This window comes from Pseudomonas sp. 05T35, assembly GCF_056396605.1.
The window spans coordinates 15,235-30,371 of sequence record NZ_JBFTLU010000087.1; the positions used below are offsets into that span (position 1 = coordinate 15,235).

Sequence of the window (15,137 nt, forward strand, 5' to 3'; positions counted from 1 at the left end):
CATGACTTTGCGCACCCTGCTCCGCTCCAGCCTGTCCATCGCCCTGCTGCTGGGCAGCGCCCAGGCATTCGCCGAAGCGACCCGCTACCCGTTGACGATTCAGAGCTGCAACCGTGAAGTGACGTTCAAGGAGGCGCCAAAACATGCCCTCAGTCACGACATCAACATGACCCAGATGATGCTCGCCCTCGGCCTCAAACCCCGGATGGTCGGCTACAGCGGCATCAGTGGCTGGAAAGCCGTGACCCCCGAGATGCAGAACATTCTCGACGGCCTGCCGGAACTCGCCGCCAAGTACCCATCGGTGGAAACCCTGCTCAACGCCAACGTCGATTTCTTCTTCGCCGGTTGGGATTACGGCATGCGCATTGGTGGCGACCTGACCCCGCAAACCCTCGGGCCGCTGGGGATCAACGTCTATGAACTGAGCGAGTCGTGCGCCTTCGTAATGAAGCGCTCGGCGGCCAGCCTGGACGACACCTACAACGACCTGCGCAACCTCGGCAAGATCTTCGACGTACAGGATCGCGCCAACCGTTTGATCAGCGACATGCAGGCGCAAGTGGCGGAGGTTCGCAAAAACCTGCCGAGTGAAAAACCGCGGGTGTTCCTCTACGACAGCGGCGAAGACCGGGCCATGACCTCGGGCCGCCTGGGGATGCCGCAAGCGCTGATCGACGCCGCCGGCGGGCGCAATATTCTCGACGATGTCGACGCGAGCTGGACCCGGGTCAACTGGGAAAACGTGGTTGAGCGCAACCCGCAGGTGATCGTGATCGTCGACTACGGCGAAGTCAGCGCCGAGCAAAAGGAACAATTTCTGCTGAACAACAAGGCCCTGCAATCGGTAGACGCGATCAAGAACCAGCGCTTCATCGTCATCCCTTACGTGCAAGCCACACCGGGGATCGACAACGTGCTGGCGGTTGAAACACTGGCCAAGGGTTTTCACGGCGAATGATCAATCGTCGTTATGCCTTGTTGCTGGTTGCCCTCGGTGCGCTGTTGCTGGTGTCTTGTGTGGTGTCGCTGGGCTTTGGTGCAGCAAGGGTGCCGGTGGACGTGGTCTGGCGGATTCTGCTGCATCAGGCATTCGGGATTGGCGAGGTGAACTGGAGTGCCGGCCAGGAGCATATCGTCTGGCTGATCCGCGTACCGCGCATGCTGCTCGGCGCGCTGGTGGGCGCCGGGCTGGCGCTGATCGGCGCGGTGCTGCAAGCCGTCACGCGCAATCCGTTGGCCGATCCGCACTTGCTCGGAGTGACCTCCGGCGCGACCCTTGGCGCGGTAATCGTGGTGCTGCATGTKGGCGAGATCGTCGGCCTGCTGACCTTGCCGATTGCTGCATTCATCGGTGCGCTGTCGAGCATGCTGCTCGTCCTGGCGATCGCCAACCGCAATGGTCGGCTGGACAGCGATCGGCTGCTGCTGTGCGGGGTGGCAGTGTCGTTCGTGATGATGGCGGTCGCCAACTTGCTGCTGTTTCTCGGCGACCACCGCGCCAGTTCTGCGGTGATGTTCTGGATGCTCGGCGGTCTCGGTCTGGCGCGTTGGGAGTTGCTGGCAGTGCCAGCGGCCAGCGTGCTGCTCGGGCTGGTGTTACTGCTGGGCATGGCCCGGCCGCTGAATGCCTTGATGGCTGGCGAGCAAACCGCTGTCACACTCGGCCTGAATGCTCGCACCGTGCGGTTGCGGGTGTTTGTGATTGCGTCGTTGATGACCGGGGTGCTGGTCTCGATCAGCGGCTCCATTGGTTTTGTCGGGCTGATGGTGCCGCACATTGCCCGACGCCTCGTCGGGGCGGAACATCGCAGATTGCTGCCGGTATGCGTGTTGCTCGGCAGTGTGTTTCTGGTGTGGGTCGACGTAGCAGCACGAACTATGATTGCACCGGAAGATCTGCCGATAGGTGTGGCCACCGCCGCCATTGGTGGACTGTTCTTCATCGGCCTGATGCGCCGCCGCTGATCGAGCACCGAACCTGTGGGAGCGAGCCACTCAATCGCGAGCAGGCTCGCTCCCACAGTTGATTGGGGTCCCCCCCCCGAACTACTCGGCGCCCTAATGTGGCGCACCTTCGCGCACCAGCACACCAGACACGTTCTTTCATGGTGCGCCAGCAAACCATGCAACCGCTCTAATACGACATTTCCCTGCCTTTTTCCGACCGGGCACAGCCCTTGCTAAAGACCCTTCAGTAGTCCGCATCTGCCAACCAAGAAAACTCATAAGTTCATGGAGATCGCACAATGAAGCGTCGCAGTTTGATCAAGGCTTTCACACTATCGGCAAGCATTGCCGCGATGGGTATGACCTGGACTGTCCAGGCCGCCGAGACCATCAAGGTCGGGATTCTGCATTCGTTGTCCGGGACCATGGCGATCTCCGAAACCTCGCTCAAAGACATGGCGCTGATGACCATCGACGAAATCAATGCCAAGGGCGGGGTCAACGGCAAGATGCTTGAACCGGTAGTGGTCGACCCGGCGTCGAACTGGCCACTGTTCGCGGAAAAGGGCCGGCAGTTGCTGACCCAGGACAAGGTCGCGGTGGTGTTCGGCTGCTGGACCTCGGTGTCGCGTAAATCGGTATTGCCGGTGTTCGAAGAGCTCAATGGCCTACTGTTCTACCCGGTGCAGTACGAAGGCGAAGAGATGTCGCCGAACGTCTTCTACACCGGTGCCGCGCCGAACCAGCAGGCGATCCCGGCAGTGGAATACCTGATGAGCGAAGAAGGCGGCAGCGCCAAGCGCTACTTCCTGCTCGGCACCGACTATGTCTACCCGCGCACCACCAACAAGATCCTGCGCTCGTTCCTGCACTCCAAAGGTGTGGCTGACAAGGACATCGAAGAGGTCTACACGCCGTTCGGCCACAGCGACTATCAAACCATCGTCGCCAACATCAAAAAATTCTCGGCGGGCGGCAAGACGGCGGTCATCTCCACGGTCAACGGCGACTCCAACGTGCCGTTCTATAAAGAACTGGCCAACCAGGGCCTGAAAGCCACCGATGTTCCGGTCGTGGCCTTCTCGGTGGGCGAAGAAGAACTGCGCGGCATCGACACCAAACCGCTGGTAGGCAACCTCGCCGCGTGGAACTACTTCGAGTCGGTGGAAAACCCGGTGAACCAGAAGTTCGTCGCCGACTGGAAAGCCTACGCCAAAAAACACAACCTGCCGGGCGCTGACAAAGCGGTAACCAACGACCCGATGGAGGCCACCTACGTCGGCATCCACATGTGGGCGCAGGCCGCCGAAAAAGCCAAGTCCACCGATGTCGACAAGGTCCGTGAAGCGTTGGCCGGCCAGACCTTCGCCGCGCCGTCGGGCTACACCCTGACCATGGACAAGACACCCCTCACCCCAACCCTCTCCCCAAGGGGGAGAGGGGGAAAGGGAGCCGATCTCCATACTTTTCAAAGCCCGAGTTCGCCCCCTACTTGCAGGTCGCAGTTGCTCGGCCAAACACCTCGGTCAGCCCCCTCTCCCCTCTGGGGAGAGGGTTGGGGTGAGGGGTCGATTGAACAGGAACACCGCTAATGCCCACTGCCCTTTCCCGCTTCATACTCGCCATCGCACTGCTGTTGCCGATGGCCGCCCATGCCGGGGACGCCGAAGACTTTGTCGCGGCCAATCCGGTGCAGCAAGCCAAGCTATTGGAAACCTGGGCCGCGCAACCCGACCCGGCACGCATCGAGCTGATCAACGCCCTGCAACAAGGCCAGTTGACCGTCGACGGCGAAGCCAAGACCCTGCGTCTGAACAATCGMCTGCGGGGCTTGATCGACACTGCGTTGGCCAGTCATCAACTGCTCGCCGCTGACACCAAAGTGCGCTTGAGCGCCGCGCAACAACTGCAAAAAAGCGCCAAACCGGCGCAGTTGAAGTTCCTCGACCAGCAACTGGCTGGCGAAAAAGACCCGAGCGTTCACGCCGCCCTGAGTCTGGCGTTGGCCAATCTGCAACTGGTAGACGCCGATCCGGCCGTGCGCCTCGCCGCAGTGCGCCTTCTGGGTGAAACCGGCGACCCGCTGGCCCGCACCCGTCTCGAAGGTTTGCTCCAACCCGGCGTCGAAGCCGACACCACGGTGCACACCGCTGCCGAAACCAGCCTGGCGCAAGTCAAACGCAAACTGCTGTTCGGTGAGCTCCTCGGCCAGGCCTTCAGCGGCATGTCCCTGGGCTCGATCCTGCTGTTGGCGGCCCTCGGTCTGGCGATCACTTTCGGCCTGCTGGGGGTGATCAACATGGCCCACGGCGAGATGCTGATGCTCGGGGCTTACTCGACTTACGTAGTGCAGCTGCTGTTCCAGCGCTTCGCCCCGCAAGCGATCGAGTTCTATCCGCTGATCGCGTTGCCGGTGGCGTTTTTTGTCACCGCCGGCATCGGTATGGCACTGGAGCGCACGGTGATTCGCCACCTCTACGGCCGACCGCTGGAAACCCTGCTCGCCACCTGGGGCATCAGCCTGATGTTGATTCAGCTGGTGCGTCTGTTGTTCGGTGCGCAGAACGTCGAAGTGGCGAACCCGGCCTGGCTCTCGGGCGGGATTCAGGTATTGCCCAATCTGGTGTTGCCGTACAACCGCATCGTGATTATCGCGTTTGCGCTGTTTGTGGTGGTGCTGACCTGGCTGCTGCTGAACAAGACCCGCCTCGGTTTGAACGTGCGCGCAGTCACCCAGAACCGCAACATGGCCGCCTGCTGCGGCGTGCCCACCGGGCGCGTCGACATGCTCGCCTTCGGCCTCGGCTCGGGTATCGCCGGGCTTGGCGGCGTGGCCCTGAGTCAGGTCGGCAACGTCGGCCCGGACCTCGGTCAGAGCTACATCATCGACTCGTTCCTGGTGGTGGTGCTCGGCGGCGTTGGTCAGTTGGYCGGCAGTGTGCTCGCCGCCTTCGGCCTGGGGATTGCCAACAAGATTCTTGAACCGCAAATCGGCGCCGTACTCGGCAAGATCCTGATCCTCGCGTTGATCATTCTGTTCATTCAGAAACGCCCGCAAGGACTCTTCGCACTCAAAGGACGGGTGATCGACTGATGAACCAGCCCCTGATGCTCACGGCCACGCAAAAGGCCGGCCCCAAAGTCACGATAGCGCTGGGCGCGGTGATTCTCGCGCTGTTGCTGGCGCTGCCGCTGCTGTCATTGCTGCCTGCCGACAATGCGTTTCACGTCTCGGCCTACACACTGACGCTGGTCGGCAAGATTCTTTGCTACGCCATCGTCGCCCTGGCCCTGGATCTGGTCTGGGGTTACGCCGGGTTGCTGTCCCTGGGCCATGGTTTGTTCTTTGCCCTTGGTGGTTACGCGATGGGTATGTACCTGATGCGCCAGGCTTCGGGCGATGGCCTGCCGGCGTTCATGACCTTCCTCTCGTGGACCGAACTGCCGTGGTACTGGACCGGCACCAGCAGCTTTATCTGGGCGATGTGCCTGGTGGTGCTGGCGCCGGGTTTGCTGGCGCTGGTGTTCGGCTTCTTCGCCTTCCGTTCGCGGATCAAGGGCGTGTACTTCTCGATCATGACCCAGGCCCTGACCTTCGCCGGGATGCTGCTGTTTTTCCGCAACGAGACCGGGTTTGGCGGCAACAACGGCTTCACCAATTTCCGCACGATTCTCGGCTTCGGCATCACTGAGCCGGGCACACGCGCGGTGCTGTTCGTCACCACGGTGCTGCTGTTGGTCGCCAGTCTGTTCATCGGCTGGTGCTTGGCGCAAAGCAAGTTCGGCCGGGTATTGACCGCCCTGCGCGACGCGGAAAACCGCCTGATGTTCTGCGGCTACGACCCACGCGGTTTCAAGCTGTTTGTCTGGGTCTTGAGCGCCGTGCTGTGCGGTCTGGCCGGTGCGCTGTATGTGCCGCAAGTGGGGATCATCAACCCCAGCGAAATGTCGCCGACCAACTCCATCGAAGCCGCCGTGTGGGTCGCGCTCGGCGGGCGCGGCACGTTGATCGGGCCGCTGCTCGGCGCGGGTGTGGTCAATGGCATGAAGAGCTGGTTCACCGTGGCCTTTCCCGAATACTGGCTGTTCTTCCTCGGCGCGCTGTTCATCGTCGTGACCTTGTACCTGCCCAAAGGCGTGATCGGTTTGCTGAAAAAAAGAGGTGAACAATGAGAATCACACCAACGGCGGAATTCATGCTCGAACCAGTCTTTTTTCCACCGGAGCCTAACAAGGACGCCGGCAGCAGCCGCGAGGCCATCGGCCTGGGGCAACGTGTCGAAAAAGGCCTGAACACCCTCCACGGCACCATCCTCACCCTTGAGGACATCAGCGTCAGTTTCGATGGTTTCAAGGCACTCAACGCCTTGAACCTGTACATCGGTGTCGGCGAACTGCGCTGCATCATCGGCCCCAACGGCGCCGGCAAAACCACGCTGATGGACGTGATCACCGGCAAGACCCGGCCCAGTCACGGCAATGCCTGGTTCGGTGAAACCCTGGACCTGACACGGATGAGTGAAGTGCAGATCGCCCAGTCCGGGATCGGCCGCAAGTTCCAGAAGCCGACGGTGTTCGAAGCCTTGAGCGTGTTTGAAAACCTTGAGCTGGCGCAGAAAACCGACAAGTCGGTGTGGGCCAGCCTGCGGGCTCGTCTGAGTGGCGAACAAAAAGATCGCATCTGCGAGGTGCTGGAGACCATTCGCCTGACCAGCTCGGTCAATCGCCCGGCCGGCCTGCTGTCGCACGGGCAGAAGCAGTTTCTGGAAATCGGCATGTTGCTGATGCAGGACCCGCAACTGCTGCTGCTCGATGAACCGGTGGCGGGCATGACCGACGCCGAAACCGAATTCACCGCCGAGCTGTTCAAAAGCCTGGCCGGCAAGCATTCGCTGATGGTGGTGGAGCACGACATGGGCTTCGTCGGTTCGATTGCCGACCACGTCACGGTGCTGCATCAGGGCAGCGTGCTGGCCGAAGGGTCGCTTGCACAGGTGCAGGACAACGAGCGGGTGATCGAGGTGTATCTCGGCCGATAACGCGATCGGCTTTTTGTGGGAGCGAGCCTGCTCGCGATAGCTGTGCATCTGTCGACATTGATGTTGGATATGCACCCGTCATCGCGAGCAGGCTCGCTCCCACAGGGGTTGTGTGAACTACAAGGGAATTGAACATGCTGCAAGTCGACAAGCTGCACCAGTACTACGGCGGTAGCCACATCCTGCGGGGCCTGAGCTTTGAGGTGAAGGTCGGTGAAGTCACCTGCCTGCTTGGGCGCAACGGCGTCGGCAAGACCACTTTGCTCAAATGCCTGATGGGTCTGTTGCCCGCCAAGGAAGGCGCAGTGAATTGGGAAGGTCAACCGATCACCTCGTTCAAGCCGCATCAACGGGTTCACGCCGGCATCGCTTACGTGCCGCAAGGCCGGGAGATTTTCGGGCGGCTGACGGTGGAAGAAAACCTGCTGATGGGCCTGTCGCGCTTCCCGGGTTCCGAGGCCAAAGAGGTCCCCGCATTCATCTACGAGCTGTTCCCGGTCTTGCTGCAAATGAAGCAACGCCGCGGTGGCGACTTGTCGGGCGGTCAGCAACAACAATTGGCCATCGGTCGCGCACTGGCCAGTCGGCCACGCTTGCTGATCCTCGACGAGCCCACCGAAGGCATTCAGCCGTCGGTGATCAAGGAGATTGGCGCGGTGATCAAAAAGCTCGCATCACGGGGTGACATGGCGATCCTGCTGGTCGAGCAGTTCTACGACTTCGCCGCCGAGCTGGCCGATCAGTACCTGGTGATGTCCCGGGGCGAGATCGTCCAGCAAGGCCGCGGAGAAAATATGGAAGCCGAGGGTGTGCGCGGACTGGTTACGATCTAGTCTGTAGCGTCCTGACGATAATTAAAAATATATGACTGCTCTTGCGCAAACCGCACTGTTCACACCCTGCTGGCACGCCGAGCTGGAGCTCGGCTACGCCCGCTTCGGCGATAGCACGCGCCCGGTCCTGCGTCGCCACAAAGGCCCGCTGCGGGTGCAAAAACACCTGTACGCCGAAGGCCCCGAGGTGTGCCAGCACATCATCGTCCACCCGCCCGGCGGCATTGCCGGTGGTGATCGGCTGGACATCGCGGCCAGTGTCGGTGCCAACGCCTGGGCGCAGTTGACCAGCCCAGGTGCCGCCAAGTGGTATCGCGCTGCCGGGCCAGCCTATCAGCGGCTCGACTTGAACGTCGCCGCCGGTGCCACGCTGGAGTGGCTGCCGCAGGAAACCATCGTGTTCAGCGCCGCCCAGGCTGAGCTCAGCACGTCGATTGAACTGCAAGGTGACGCGCGGCTGTTCTATTGGGACGTGGTGGCGCTGGGTCGCCCGGCCAGCGGCGAACGCTTCGAGCGCGGGCACTTTCAGTCACAGCTGGAAATCCGCCGCGACGGCCAGTTGCTCTGGCACGAACGCCAGCGCATTGTCGGGAATGACGGCTTGCTTGATTCGCCAATAGGGCTGGATGGCCAGCCAGTATTTGCGACGTTGCTGGTGACGGGTGAAATCGACAGCGATTTACTGGAGAAATGCCGCTCGTTGCCCAATGAGGTGCGCGGGGATCTGACCCAGTTGCCGGGGCTGTTAGTCGCCCGTTGCCTGGCCAGTGAAGCATTACTGGCGCGAGGCTGGCTGATTGATTTGTGGAAACTGCTCAGACCGGCCCTGCTCGGCCGCGAAGCAGTCCCCCCCAGAATCTGGAGCACCTGACATGACTGCGCACACGATCCCCGTAGCAGCTGGCGCAGCCTGCGTTCGGCTGCGAAGCAGTCGTGATCTGTCTGACGCGGTCTACCTGACACAACGCATTGGCAGGTTTTACGACTGCTGCGCAGCCGAACGCAGGCTGCGCCAGCTGCTACAGGGATCGAGTCGCTGTTTTTTTTAACTGCCCAATACGGATTTTTAACGATGGACCTGACCCCACGCGAAAAAGACAAGCTGCTGATCTTCACCGCCGGCCTGGTCGCCGAGCGGCGTTTGGCCCGTGGCGTGAAACTCAATTACCCGGAAGCGATGGCCTACATTTCCGCGGCGCTGCTCGAAGGCGCACGCGACGGCCAGACGGTCGCCGAACTGATGCACTACGGCACCACCCTGCTGAACCGCGAGCAAGTGATGGAAGGCATCCCGGAAATGATCCCGGAGATCCAGGTCGAGGCGACCTTTCCCGACGGCACCAAACTGGTCACCGTCCACCAACCCATCGTCTGAGGCTGCGCCATGACTTTTCACATTCGTGATGCCGTATCCGCCGACCTGCCGGCGATCCGCGACATCTACAACGACGCGGTCCTCAATACGACCGCGATCTGGAACGAACAGGCCGTGGACCTCGCCAACCGCCAGGCCTGGTTCAGCACCCGGCAATCCCAGGGCTACCCTGTTCTGGTGATTGTCGACGCCGACAACAGCGTGCTCGGTTATGCCTCATTCGGCGACTGGCGGCCGTTCGACGGTTTCCGTCACACCGTCGAACATTCGGTGTACGTGCGCAGTGATCAGCGCGGCAATGGCCTCGGCCCACAGTTGATGGACGTGCTGATCGAACGCGCCAGGGACTGCGACAAACACGTGATGGTCGCCGCCATCGAAAGCGCTAACGCCGCCTCGATTCGCCTGCACGAGCGGATCGGATTCACCACCACCGGGCACATGCCGCAAGTGGGTACCAAGTTCGGCCGTTGGCTCGACCTGACCTTCATGCAGCTGATCCTCAATCCGGGCGCGGAGCCGCCCGTCGCCAACAAGGAGTGATATGTCATGAACACTGCCCAACTGCGACGCGTGAACACCGAAAGCTTTGCGCACTACCGTCAGGGCTTGATCGATTTGCTGTTTGACGCCGTGCAGCACGGCGCCTCGATCGGCTTCATGGCCGACCTTGATGATGCCCAGGCCCGCGCCTACATCAACAGTGTCCAGGCCGGACTCGAGGACGGCAGTCTGTTGCTGTGGGTAGTGGTTCACGATGAAAAGGTCCTGGCCAGCGTGCAACTGGCCCTGTGCCAGAAAGCCAACGGCCGCAATCGCGCCGAAGTGCAAAAGCTGCAGGTGCGCCATGACACGCGGCGACGCGGCCTGGCGCAACAACTGATGAATGCTGTGGAGCTTGCCGCGCGTCAGCACAAACGTGGCCTGCTGTACCTCGACACCCAAGCGGGGTCGGCGGCCGAAGCGTTCTATCAATCCCTGGGCTACACCCGTGTCGGTGAATTGCCCAATTACTGCCAAAGCCCGGACGGTCGTTACACCCCGACCGCCATCTACTACAAGACTCTGGGACAACCCGAATGATTCCTGGCGAATATCAGATCAAGCAAGGCGACATCGAGCTCAACGCCGGCCGTCGCACCCTGAGCCTGACCGTGGCCAACAGCGGTGACCGGCCGATTCAGGTCGGTTCGCACTACCACTTTTTCGAAACCAACGACGCCCTGACGTTCGACCGTGCCGCCAGCCGTGGCATGCGCCTGAACATCCCGGCCGGCACCGCCGTGCGCTTCGAGCCAGGGCAGAGCCGCGTGGTCGAGCTGGTGGACCTGGCCGGGCATCGCCGGGTGTTCGGGTTTGCCGGCAGGATCATGGGCGACCTTTAAATCATGCGGCGTCTCCACCGACCCAATCGCGAGCAGGCTCGCTCCCACAGTTGATCGCATTCCCCTGTAGGAGCTGTCGAGCAGCGCGAGGCTGCGATAGCGAGCTACGCGAGCGGTCTCAAAATCAATTGAATCCCAAGGCAAGCACATGAAGATTTCCCGTCAAGCCTACGCCGACATGTTCGGCCCCACCGTCGGTGACAAGGTCCGCCTGGCCGACACCGAGCTGTGGATCGAAGTCGAAAAAGACTTCACCACCTACGGTGAAGAGGTGAAATTCGGCGGCGGCAAAGTGATCCGCGATGGCCAGGGTCAAAGCCAGTTACTGGCTGCGGAAGTGGTCGACACGCTGATCACCAACGCGCTGATCATCGACCATTGGGGCATCGTCAAAGCCGACGTCGGCCTCAAGGATGGACGCATTGCGGCGATCGGCAAGGCCGGCAACCCGGACGTCCAGCCGAACGTGACCATCGCGGTCGGCGCCAGCACCGAAGTGATCGCCGGCGAAGGGATGATCCTCACGGCGGGCGGTGTCGACACGCACATCCACTTCATCTGCCCGCAGCAGATCGAAGAAGCATTGATGAGCGGCGTCACCACCATGATCGGCGGCGGCACGGGGCCGGCGACGGGCACCAACGCCACCACCTGCACCTCCGGGCCTTGGCACCTGGCGCGCATGCTGCAAGCGGCGGACGCGTTCCCGATGAACATCGGCCTCACCGGCAAGGGCAACGCCAGCCTGCCGGAGCCGCTGATCGAGCAGGTCAAGGCCGGGGCTATCGGCCTCAAGCTGCACGAAGACTGGGGCACCACGCCGGCGAGCATCGACAACTGCCTGAACGTCGCCGACCAGTTCGACGTACAGGTGGCGATCCACACCGACACCCTGAACGAATCCGGTTTCGTCGAAACCACCCTCGCCGCGTTCAAGGGGCGGACCATTCACACCTACCACACTGAAGGTGCTGGTGGCGGCCATGCGCCAGACATCATCAAGGCCTGTGGATTTGCCAACGTGCTGCCGAGTTCGACCAACCCGACCCGGCCATTCACTCGCAACACCATCGACGAACACCTCGACATGCTGATGGTCTGCCACCACCTGGACCCGAGTATTGCCGAAGACGTGGCTTTCGCCGAAAGCCGTATTCGCCGCGAGACGATTGCAGCCGAAGACATCCTTCACGACCTCGGCGCGTTCTCGATGATCAGCTCCGACAGCCAGGCCATGGGCCGCGTCGGTGAAGTCATCACCCGCACCTGGCAAACCGCCGACAAGATGAAAAAGCAGCGTGGCGCACTGGCAGGTGATGGCGAGGGCAACGACAACTTCCGCGTCAAACGCTACATCGCCAAATACACCATCAACCCGGCGATCACTCACGGCATCAGCCATGAAGTGGGCTCGATCGAAGTCGGTAAATGGGCCGACCTGGTGCTCTGGCGCCCGGCGTTTTTCGGGGTCAAACCGACGCTGATCCTCAAGGGCGGCGCCATCGCGGCCAGCCTGATGGGCGACGCCAACGCCTCGATCCCAACACCGCAACCGGTGCACTACCGCCCGATGTTCGCCAGCTATGGTGGCTCGCTGCACGCCACCAGCCTGACGTTCATCCGCCAGGCGGCGCAGGACGCGGGCCTTCCCGAAGCGCTGGGGCTGAAAAAGAAAATCGCCGTGGTCAAAGGTTGCCGCGAGGTACAGAAGACCGACCTGATCCACAACGACTATCTGCCGAACATCGATGTCGATCCGCAGACTTATCAGGTCAGGGCCGACGGTGTTTTGCTCTGGTGTGAGCCGGCGGATGTGCTGCCGATGGCGCAGCGCTACTTCTTGTTTTGAGGTTCGCTCACACATAAAAAACCGGCACGAAGATCGTCAGTCTTCGTGCCGGGATGACAGCCTGTGCCGTGATCAGTTTGGTGGTTCGACAGTGAAGGGAATTTCAACCCGTTGCAGTTTTGCCCGATCCATTGCCTGCTGAGTCAATGTCTTGAGCAACGCCTTCATCTCGGCGTCTATCAGACTCAGCTCGGCGGCATACTCCTCTTCAGTCATGATCCGCCCCGGAGCGAACTCGCTTTCCTGTTTGCCCAACTCTGCGGCGAGCACCCGAATGTCCTCCTTCAGCCGGGCTTTCTCCTCAAGTGACAGGGTGGGTTCAGTCGCCCTTCTCTCCAGCGCCGTGTAGAACTCTGTGGTCGCATCGATTCGTCGCCTGAAGGCTTTGAAAGCACTCCGATTGGAACCCTGGACATAAGACTCCCAGAATGGCTGCTCGATGATCGAATCGCGCAGTAGATCCCCCTCCTCCAGACTGAGCACACGCCGATAGGCACTTTCGATCATCTGGGGAGTGACACCGGAGTGCGTTCGAAACTGCAGGTCACGTGACTGCCAGGGTAGATCCAGTCGACCGGCCAGGTCCGTCATGTAGGCCAGATGGGTCTCGACCTCATCAATGGATCCCGTGTACTGGCCAGTTTCCGGATCGAAAACCCTGAATGTCTCATTGTTCTCCAGTCGCTCGGCAATGTGCTTATGGGCGATCCGGCTCAACTCATCGAGCCGCGATTTGCCCCTGGCCAGTTGCAGCAGTTCGGCCTCTACCAGACTCGGGTTGGCAAGCTCATAGGCCTCATGAATCAGCACTTCAACGCCCATCGCATTGAACAGCTGCGCGCCGGCATCGACGCAATGGGTGGTCTCTTTCGCCAGGACAAAAAGATTCTTGCGCAGTTCGCTGTCTTTGGACATGGCCTCCAGCATTCGCCAGAGCTTGCTCGTCATGTCCACCCTGAATGCCGGATCGTTCTGGAAGTGCGCGGACTCGGTGAGTTTCCTGATCTGGTTGAAAAACGGCACCGAGTCGAACTCGTCTTCGACAGCATTCCAGATGGGCTGCCGGGCGACCCATTCAGGTCGCGTCATGCCCTCTTCCCAGTCAAGACTGTCGCGCACGCCGCGAGGCGGATAGGGACGATCAGGGTCCATACCGACGGACCGGATGTAATGCCTGAGTGTCTGGAGATTGAATTCCGGCAACCACTGGGGCTCACGGCTCAAGAGCGTGCGAGCCATCAGCTCCGCCTGGACGGAGCCTGGCGCAACCGCAGGAATGTAGGTGATTTCGTTGTGCCGCATATCCAGGTAAAAATGCCGGAACCGCGGCTGGGAAAACAGGCCGTCGGGCCAGGTGCGAATGCCGGTATCCGCCAGGTACAACGAATGCAGATTGCGCATATGGCCGATATCAGGAACTCGCCCCAAAGGGTTCCCCTGCAAGTCCAGGGTCTGAAGCCGGGTAAGGTTTCCGAGGTCGGCCACCGATTGCCCATCCAGCACGATTCGATTCCCGCGCAGGGTCAACTCCATCAGCCCTCGCATACGCCCGATGACGTGAGGAAGCCGTGTCAGTGGGTTGTTATCGAGGTTCAACGACCGAAGCCGCGGGAAGTGGTCGAGAAAAGAAACCTGTGCATCGATCAACTCGGTTCGGTTCAAGTTGAGTCGGGTGACATGATTGAAGTTGCCTTCCAGGGTCGGCATTGTCCCCAGGTGCCGCCCCAGCGGGACATCTTCAAGGTTGAGTACCACACCATGCAGATTCCCGTATGGATCCACATCCCGCTGGCCGATTCGCTGCCAGGCTTCCCTGATCGCTTTGTACAAAGCGTTTCTGGACTGCCATTCGGCGATGCCGGCAGCGCTGAATCCGAAGGCCTCGGTAGGCGACTTCAACCAGCGTTGAAAATTGGCGTTCAGCCGGTTGAATTCTGCTTCAAGCGCGCTCGCCCGCTCTTCCACGCTACTTTCACTGCCGCCGCCCTCCAGATAGACCTGGGCCTCGGCCTCTGTCCAGCCGGGGCGAACGATCCGGACCCGTTCTTGCGGCGTCAGCCTTCCGGTTACCTGGCGGACACCTTGAGTGATGCCTTGCATGCCACCACGCAGTTTCATCGTGGCCGGGTCATAGACCGGTTTGCGGATCGGGTTATCCGCCAGAAGGGGGTTGAGGGTGTCGCGTGGCAACGGCGCTGTTTGAATGGCCTGTCTCAACTGCGCACCTTGATTGATCTCATACCCCAGCGCGTTTCGTTCAGCGTCAGGCAAGGCATGCAATACGGAAGCGTAAAGGTTGTCGGCCCCATGCAGATGATTATCTTCGGCATCGCGTGCCTGGTATTGGCCATCCTCGTTGACCAGGACTTTGCGTATGGCGGCATCTGCCGAGCCGACACTGTCGCGCAACGGCCCGTCGAATGAGTATTCACGGATTTCGATCCGAACGTTCTCGGGCCAATTCGGCAACGTCTGCAATGAATGCAGCGCCAGCCGTTCAGTATCCACAGTGTCTGCAAAATCGAGGAACAGCCCTTCATAGGCGCGTGCTGTTCGCAACGCCTGCAAGGTCATGCGCACGCGCTCCCTGAGTTGCAAGGGTATGCGCGATGGCTCCGTGATTTTGAGCAGCTCTTCGGCGTCGAGACTGGCCAGCAACTCCCCGGCCACCGAAGTGGGGAGTTCGTCAAAGGCGTCCTGAAGCAC

Annotated in this window: 13 protein-coding genes and 1 pseudogene; 13 read left to right on the forward strand and 1 reads right to left on the reverse strand. The window is 61.0% G+C overall.

Annotation, left to right across the window (positions count from 1 at the left end; all coding sequences use genetic code 11):
- The first annotated feature begins 1 nt into the window (after nucleotide 1).
- The 13 genes and pseudogenes from AC1DH9_RS09390 (at nucleotide 2) to ureC (ending at nucleotide 12,431) form a co-directional block, all read left to right on the forward strand.
- Nucleotides 2-961 carry an ABC transporter substrate-binding protein gene (locus AC1DH9_RS09390; RefSeq protein ID WP_427538169.1) on the forward strand — a complete coding sequence of 320 codons (960 nt, stop codon included), beginning with the start codon at nucleotides 2-4 and terminating at the stop codon, nucleotides 959-961.
- The gene (locus tag AC1DH9_RS09395; protein ID WP_427538172.1) at nucleotides 958-1,968 is read left to right on the forward strand and encodes a FecCD family ABC transporter permease; all 1,011 of its coding nucleotides are present in this window, start codon (nucleotides 958-960) and stop codon (nucleotides 1,966-1,968) included. Before AC1DH9_RS09390 ends, AC1DH9_RS09395 begins: the two co-directional genes overlap by 4 nt.
- 281 nt (nucleotides 1,969-2,249) lie before the next feature.
- Nucleotides 2,250-3,356: pseudogene (gene urtA, locus AC1DH9_RS09400) on the forward strand (urea ABC transporter substrate-binding protein); the annotation flags it as partial.
- A gap of 185 nt (nucleotides 3,357-3,541) precedes the next feature.
- Nucleotides 3,542-5,044: an urea ABC transporter permease subunit UrtB gene (gene urtB, locus AC1DH9_RS09405; protein ID WP_477808081.1), complete on the forward strand. Its 1,503-nt coding sequence runs from the start codon at nucleotides 3,542-3,544 to the stop codon at nucleotides 5,042-5,044.
- Entirely contained in the window at nucleotides 5,044-6,123 is a 1,080-nt protein-coding gene (urtC, locus tag AC1DH9_RS09410) for an urea ABC transporter permease subunit UrtC (RefSeq protein WP_427538179.1), read from the forward strand. The genes urtB and urtC overlap by 1 nt, the downstream gene beginning before the upstream one ends.
- On the forward strand, nucleotides 6,120-6,989 hold the full coding sequence (urtD, locus tag AC1DH9_RS09415; RefSeq protein ID WP_427538182.1) for an urea ABC transporter ATP-binding protein UrtD: 870 nt from the start codon (nucleotides 6,120-6,122) through the stop codon (nucleotides 6,987-6,989). The genes urtC and urtD overlap by 4 nt, the downstream gene beginning before the upstream one ends.
- A 134-nt stretch (nucleotides 6,990-7,123) precedes the next feature.
- Nucleotides 7,124-7,822 (forward strand): urea ABC transporter ATP-binding subunit UrtE, encoded by a 699-nt coding sequence (urtE, locus tag AC1DH9_RS09420; RefSeq protein ID WP_427538185.1) that lies wholly within the window; start codon nucleotides 7,124-7,126, stop codon nucleotides 7,820-7,822.
- Nucleotides 7,823-7,853: 31 nt separating this feature from the next.
- Nucleotides 7,854-8,693, forward strand: coding sequence for an urease accessory protein UreD (locus tag AC1DH9_RS09425; protein ID WP_427538188.1), 840 nt, complete (start codon nucleotides 7,854-7,856; stop codon nucleotides 8,691-8,693).
- Nucleotides 8,694-8,894: 201 nt separating this feature from the next.
- Nucleotides 8,895-9,197, forward strand: coding sequence for an urease subunit gamma (gene ureA, locus AC1DH9_RS09430; protein WP_019693787.1), 303 nt, complete (start codon nucleotides 8,895-8,897; stop codon nucleotides 9,195-9,197).
- A 9-nt stretch (nucleotides 9,198-9,206) separates the two neighbouring features.
- Nucleotides 9,207-9,740: a GNAT family N-acetyltransferase gene (locus AC1DH9_RS09435; RefSeq protein ID WP_427538191.1), complete on the forward strand. Its 534-nt coding sequence runs from the start codon at nucleotides 9,207-9,209 to the stop codon at nucleotides 9,738-9,740.
- A gap of 6 nt (nucleotides 9,741-9,746) precedes the next feature.
- Nucleotides 9,747-10,280, forward strand: a complete 534-nt coding sequence (locus AC1DH9_RS09440; RefSeq protein WP_427538194.1) for a GNAT family N-acetyltransferase — start codon at nucleotides 9,747-9,749, stop codon at nucleotides 10,278-10,280.
- On the forward strand, nucleotides 10,277-10,582 hold the full coding sequence (locus AC1DH9_RS09445; protein ID WP_427538197.1) for an urease subunit beta: 306 nt from the start codon (nucleotides 10,277-10,279) through the stop codon (nucleotides 10,580-10,582). The genes AC1DH9_RS09440 and AC1DH9_RS09445 overlap by 4 nt, the downstream gene beginning before the upstream one ends.
- Nucleotides 10,583-10,730: 148 nt before the next feature.
- On the forward strand, nucleotides 10,731-12,431 hold the full coding sequence (gene ureC, locus AC1DH9_RS09450; RefSeq protein WP_477808082.1) for an urease subunit alpha: 1,701 nt from the start codon (nucleotides 10,731-10,733) through the stop codon (nucleotides 12,429-12,431).
- 72 nt (nucleotides 12,432-12,503) lie between these two features.
- Here the strand turns inward: ureC and AC1DH9_RS09455 are convergent.
- Nucleotides 12,504-15,137, reverse strand: a 2,634-nt coding sequence (locus AC1DH9_RS09455) for an NEL-type E3 ubiquitin ligase domain-containing protein (RefSeq protein WP_477808083.1), incomplete at its 5' end; no start/stop codon positions are given.

Bases quoted from the DNA above. Each gene is read 5' to 3' on its own strand.
- AC1DH9_RS09390 (WP_427538169.1), top strand. From the start codon at position 2: ATGACTTTGCGCACCCTGCTCCGCTCCAGCCTGTCCATCGCCCTGCTG.
- urtC (WP_427538179.1), top strand. From the start codon at position 5,044: ATGAACCAGCCCCTGATGCTCACGGCCACGCAAAAGGCCGGCCCCAAA.
- urtD (WP_427538182.1), top strand. From the start codon at position 6,120: ATGAGAATCACACCAACGGCGGAATTCATGCTCGAACCAGTCTTTTTT.
- urtE (WP_427538185.1), top strand. From the start codon at position 7,124: ATGCTGCAAGTCGACAAGCTGCACCAGTACTACGGCGGTAGCCACATC.
- AC1DH9_RS09425 (WP_427538188.1), top strand. From the start codon at position 7,854: ATGACTGCTCTTGCGCAAACCGCACTGTTCACACCCTGCTGGCACGCC.
- ureA (WP_019693787.1), top strand. From the start codon at position 8,895: ATGGACCTGACCCCACGCGAAAAAGACAAGCTGCTGATCTTCACCGCC.
- AC1DH9_RS09435 (WP_427538191.1), top strand. From the start codon at position 9,207: ATGACTTTTCACATTCGTGATGCCGTATCCGCCGACCTGCCGGCGATC.
- AC1DH9_RS09440 (WP_427538194.1), top strand. From the start codon at position 9,747: ATGAACACTGCCCAACTGCGACGCGTGAACACCGAAAGCTTTGCGCAC.
- AC1DH9_RS09445 (WP_427538197.1), top strand. From the start codon at position 10,277: ATGATTCCTGGCGAATATCAGATCAAGCAAGGCGACATCGAGCTCAAC.
- ureC (WP_477808082.1), top strand. From the start codon at position 10,731: ATGAAGATTTCCCGTCAAGCCTACGCCGACATGTTCGGCCCCACCGTC.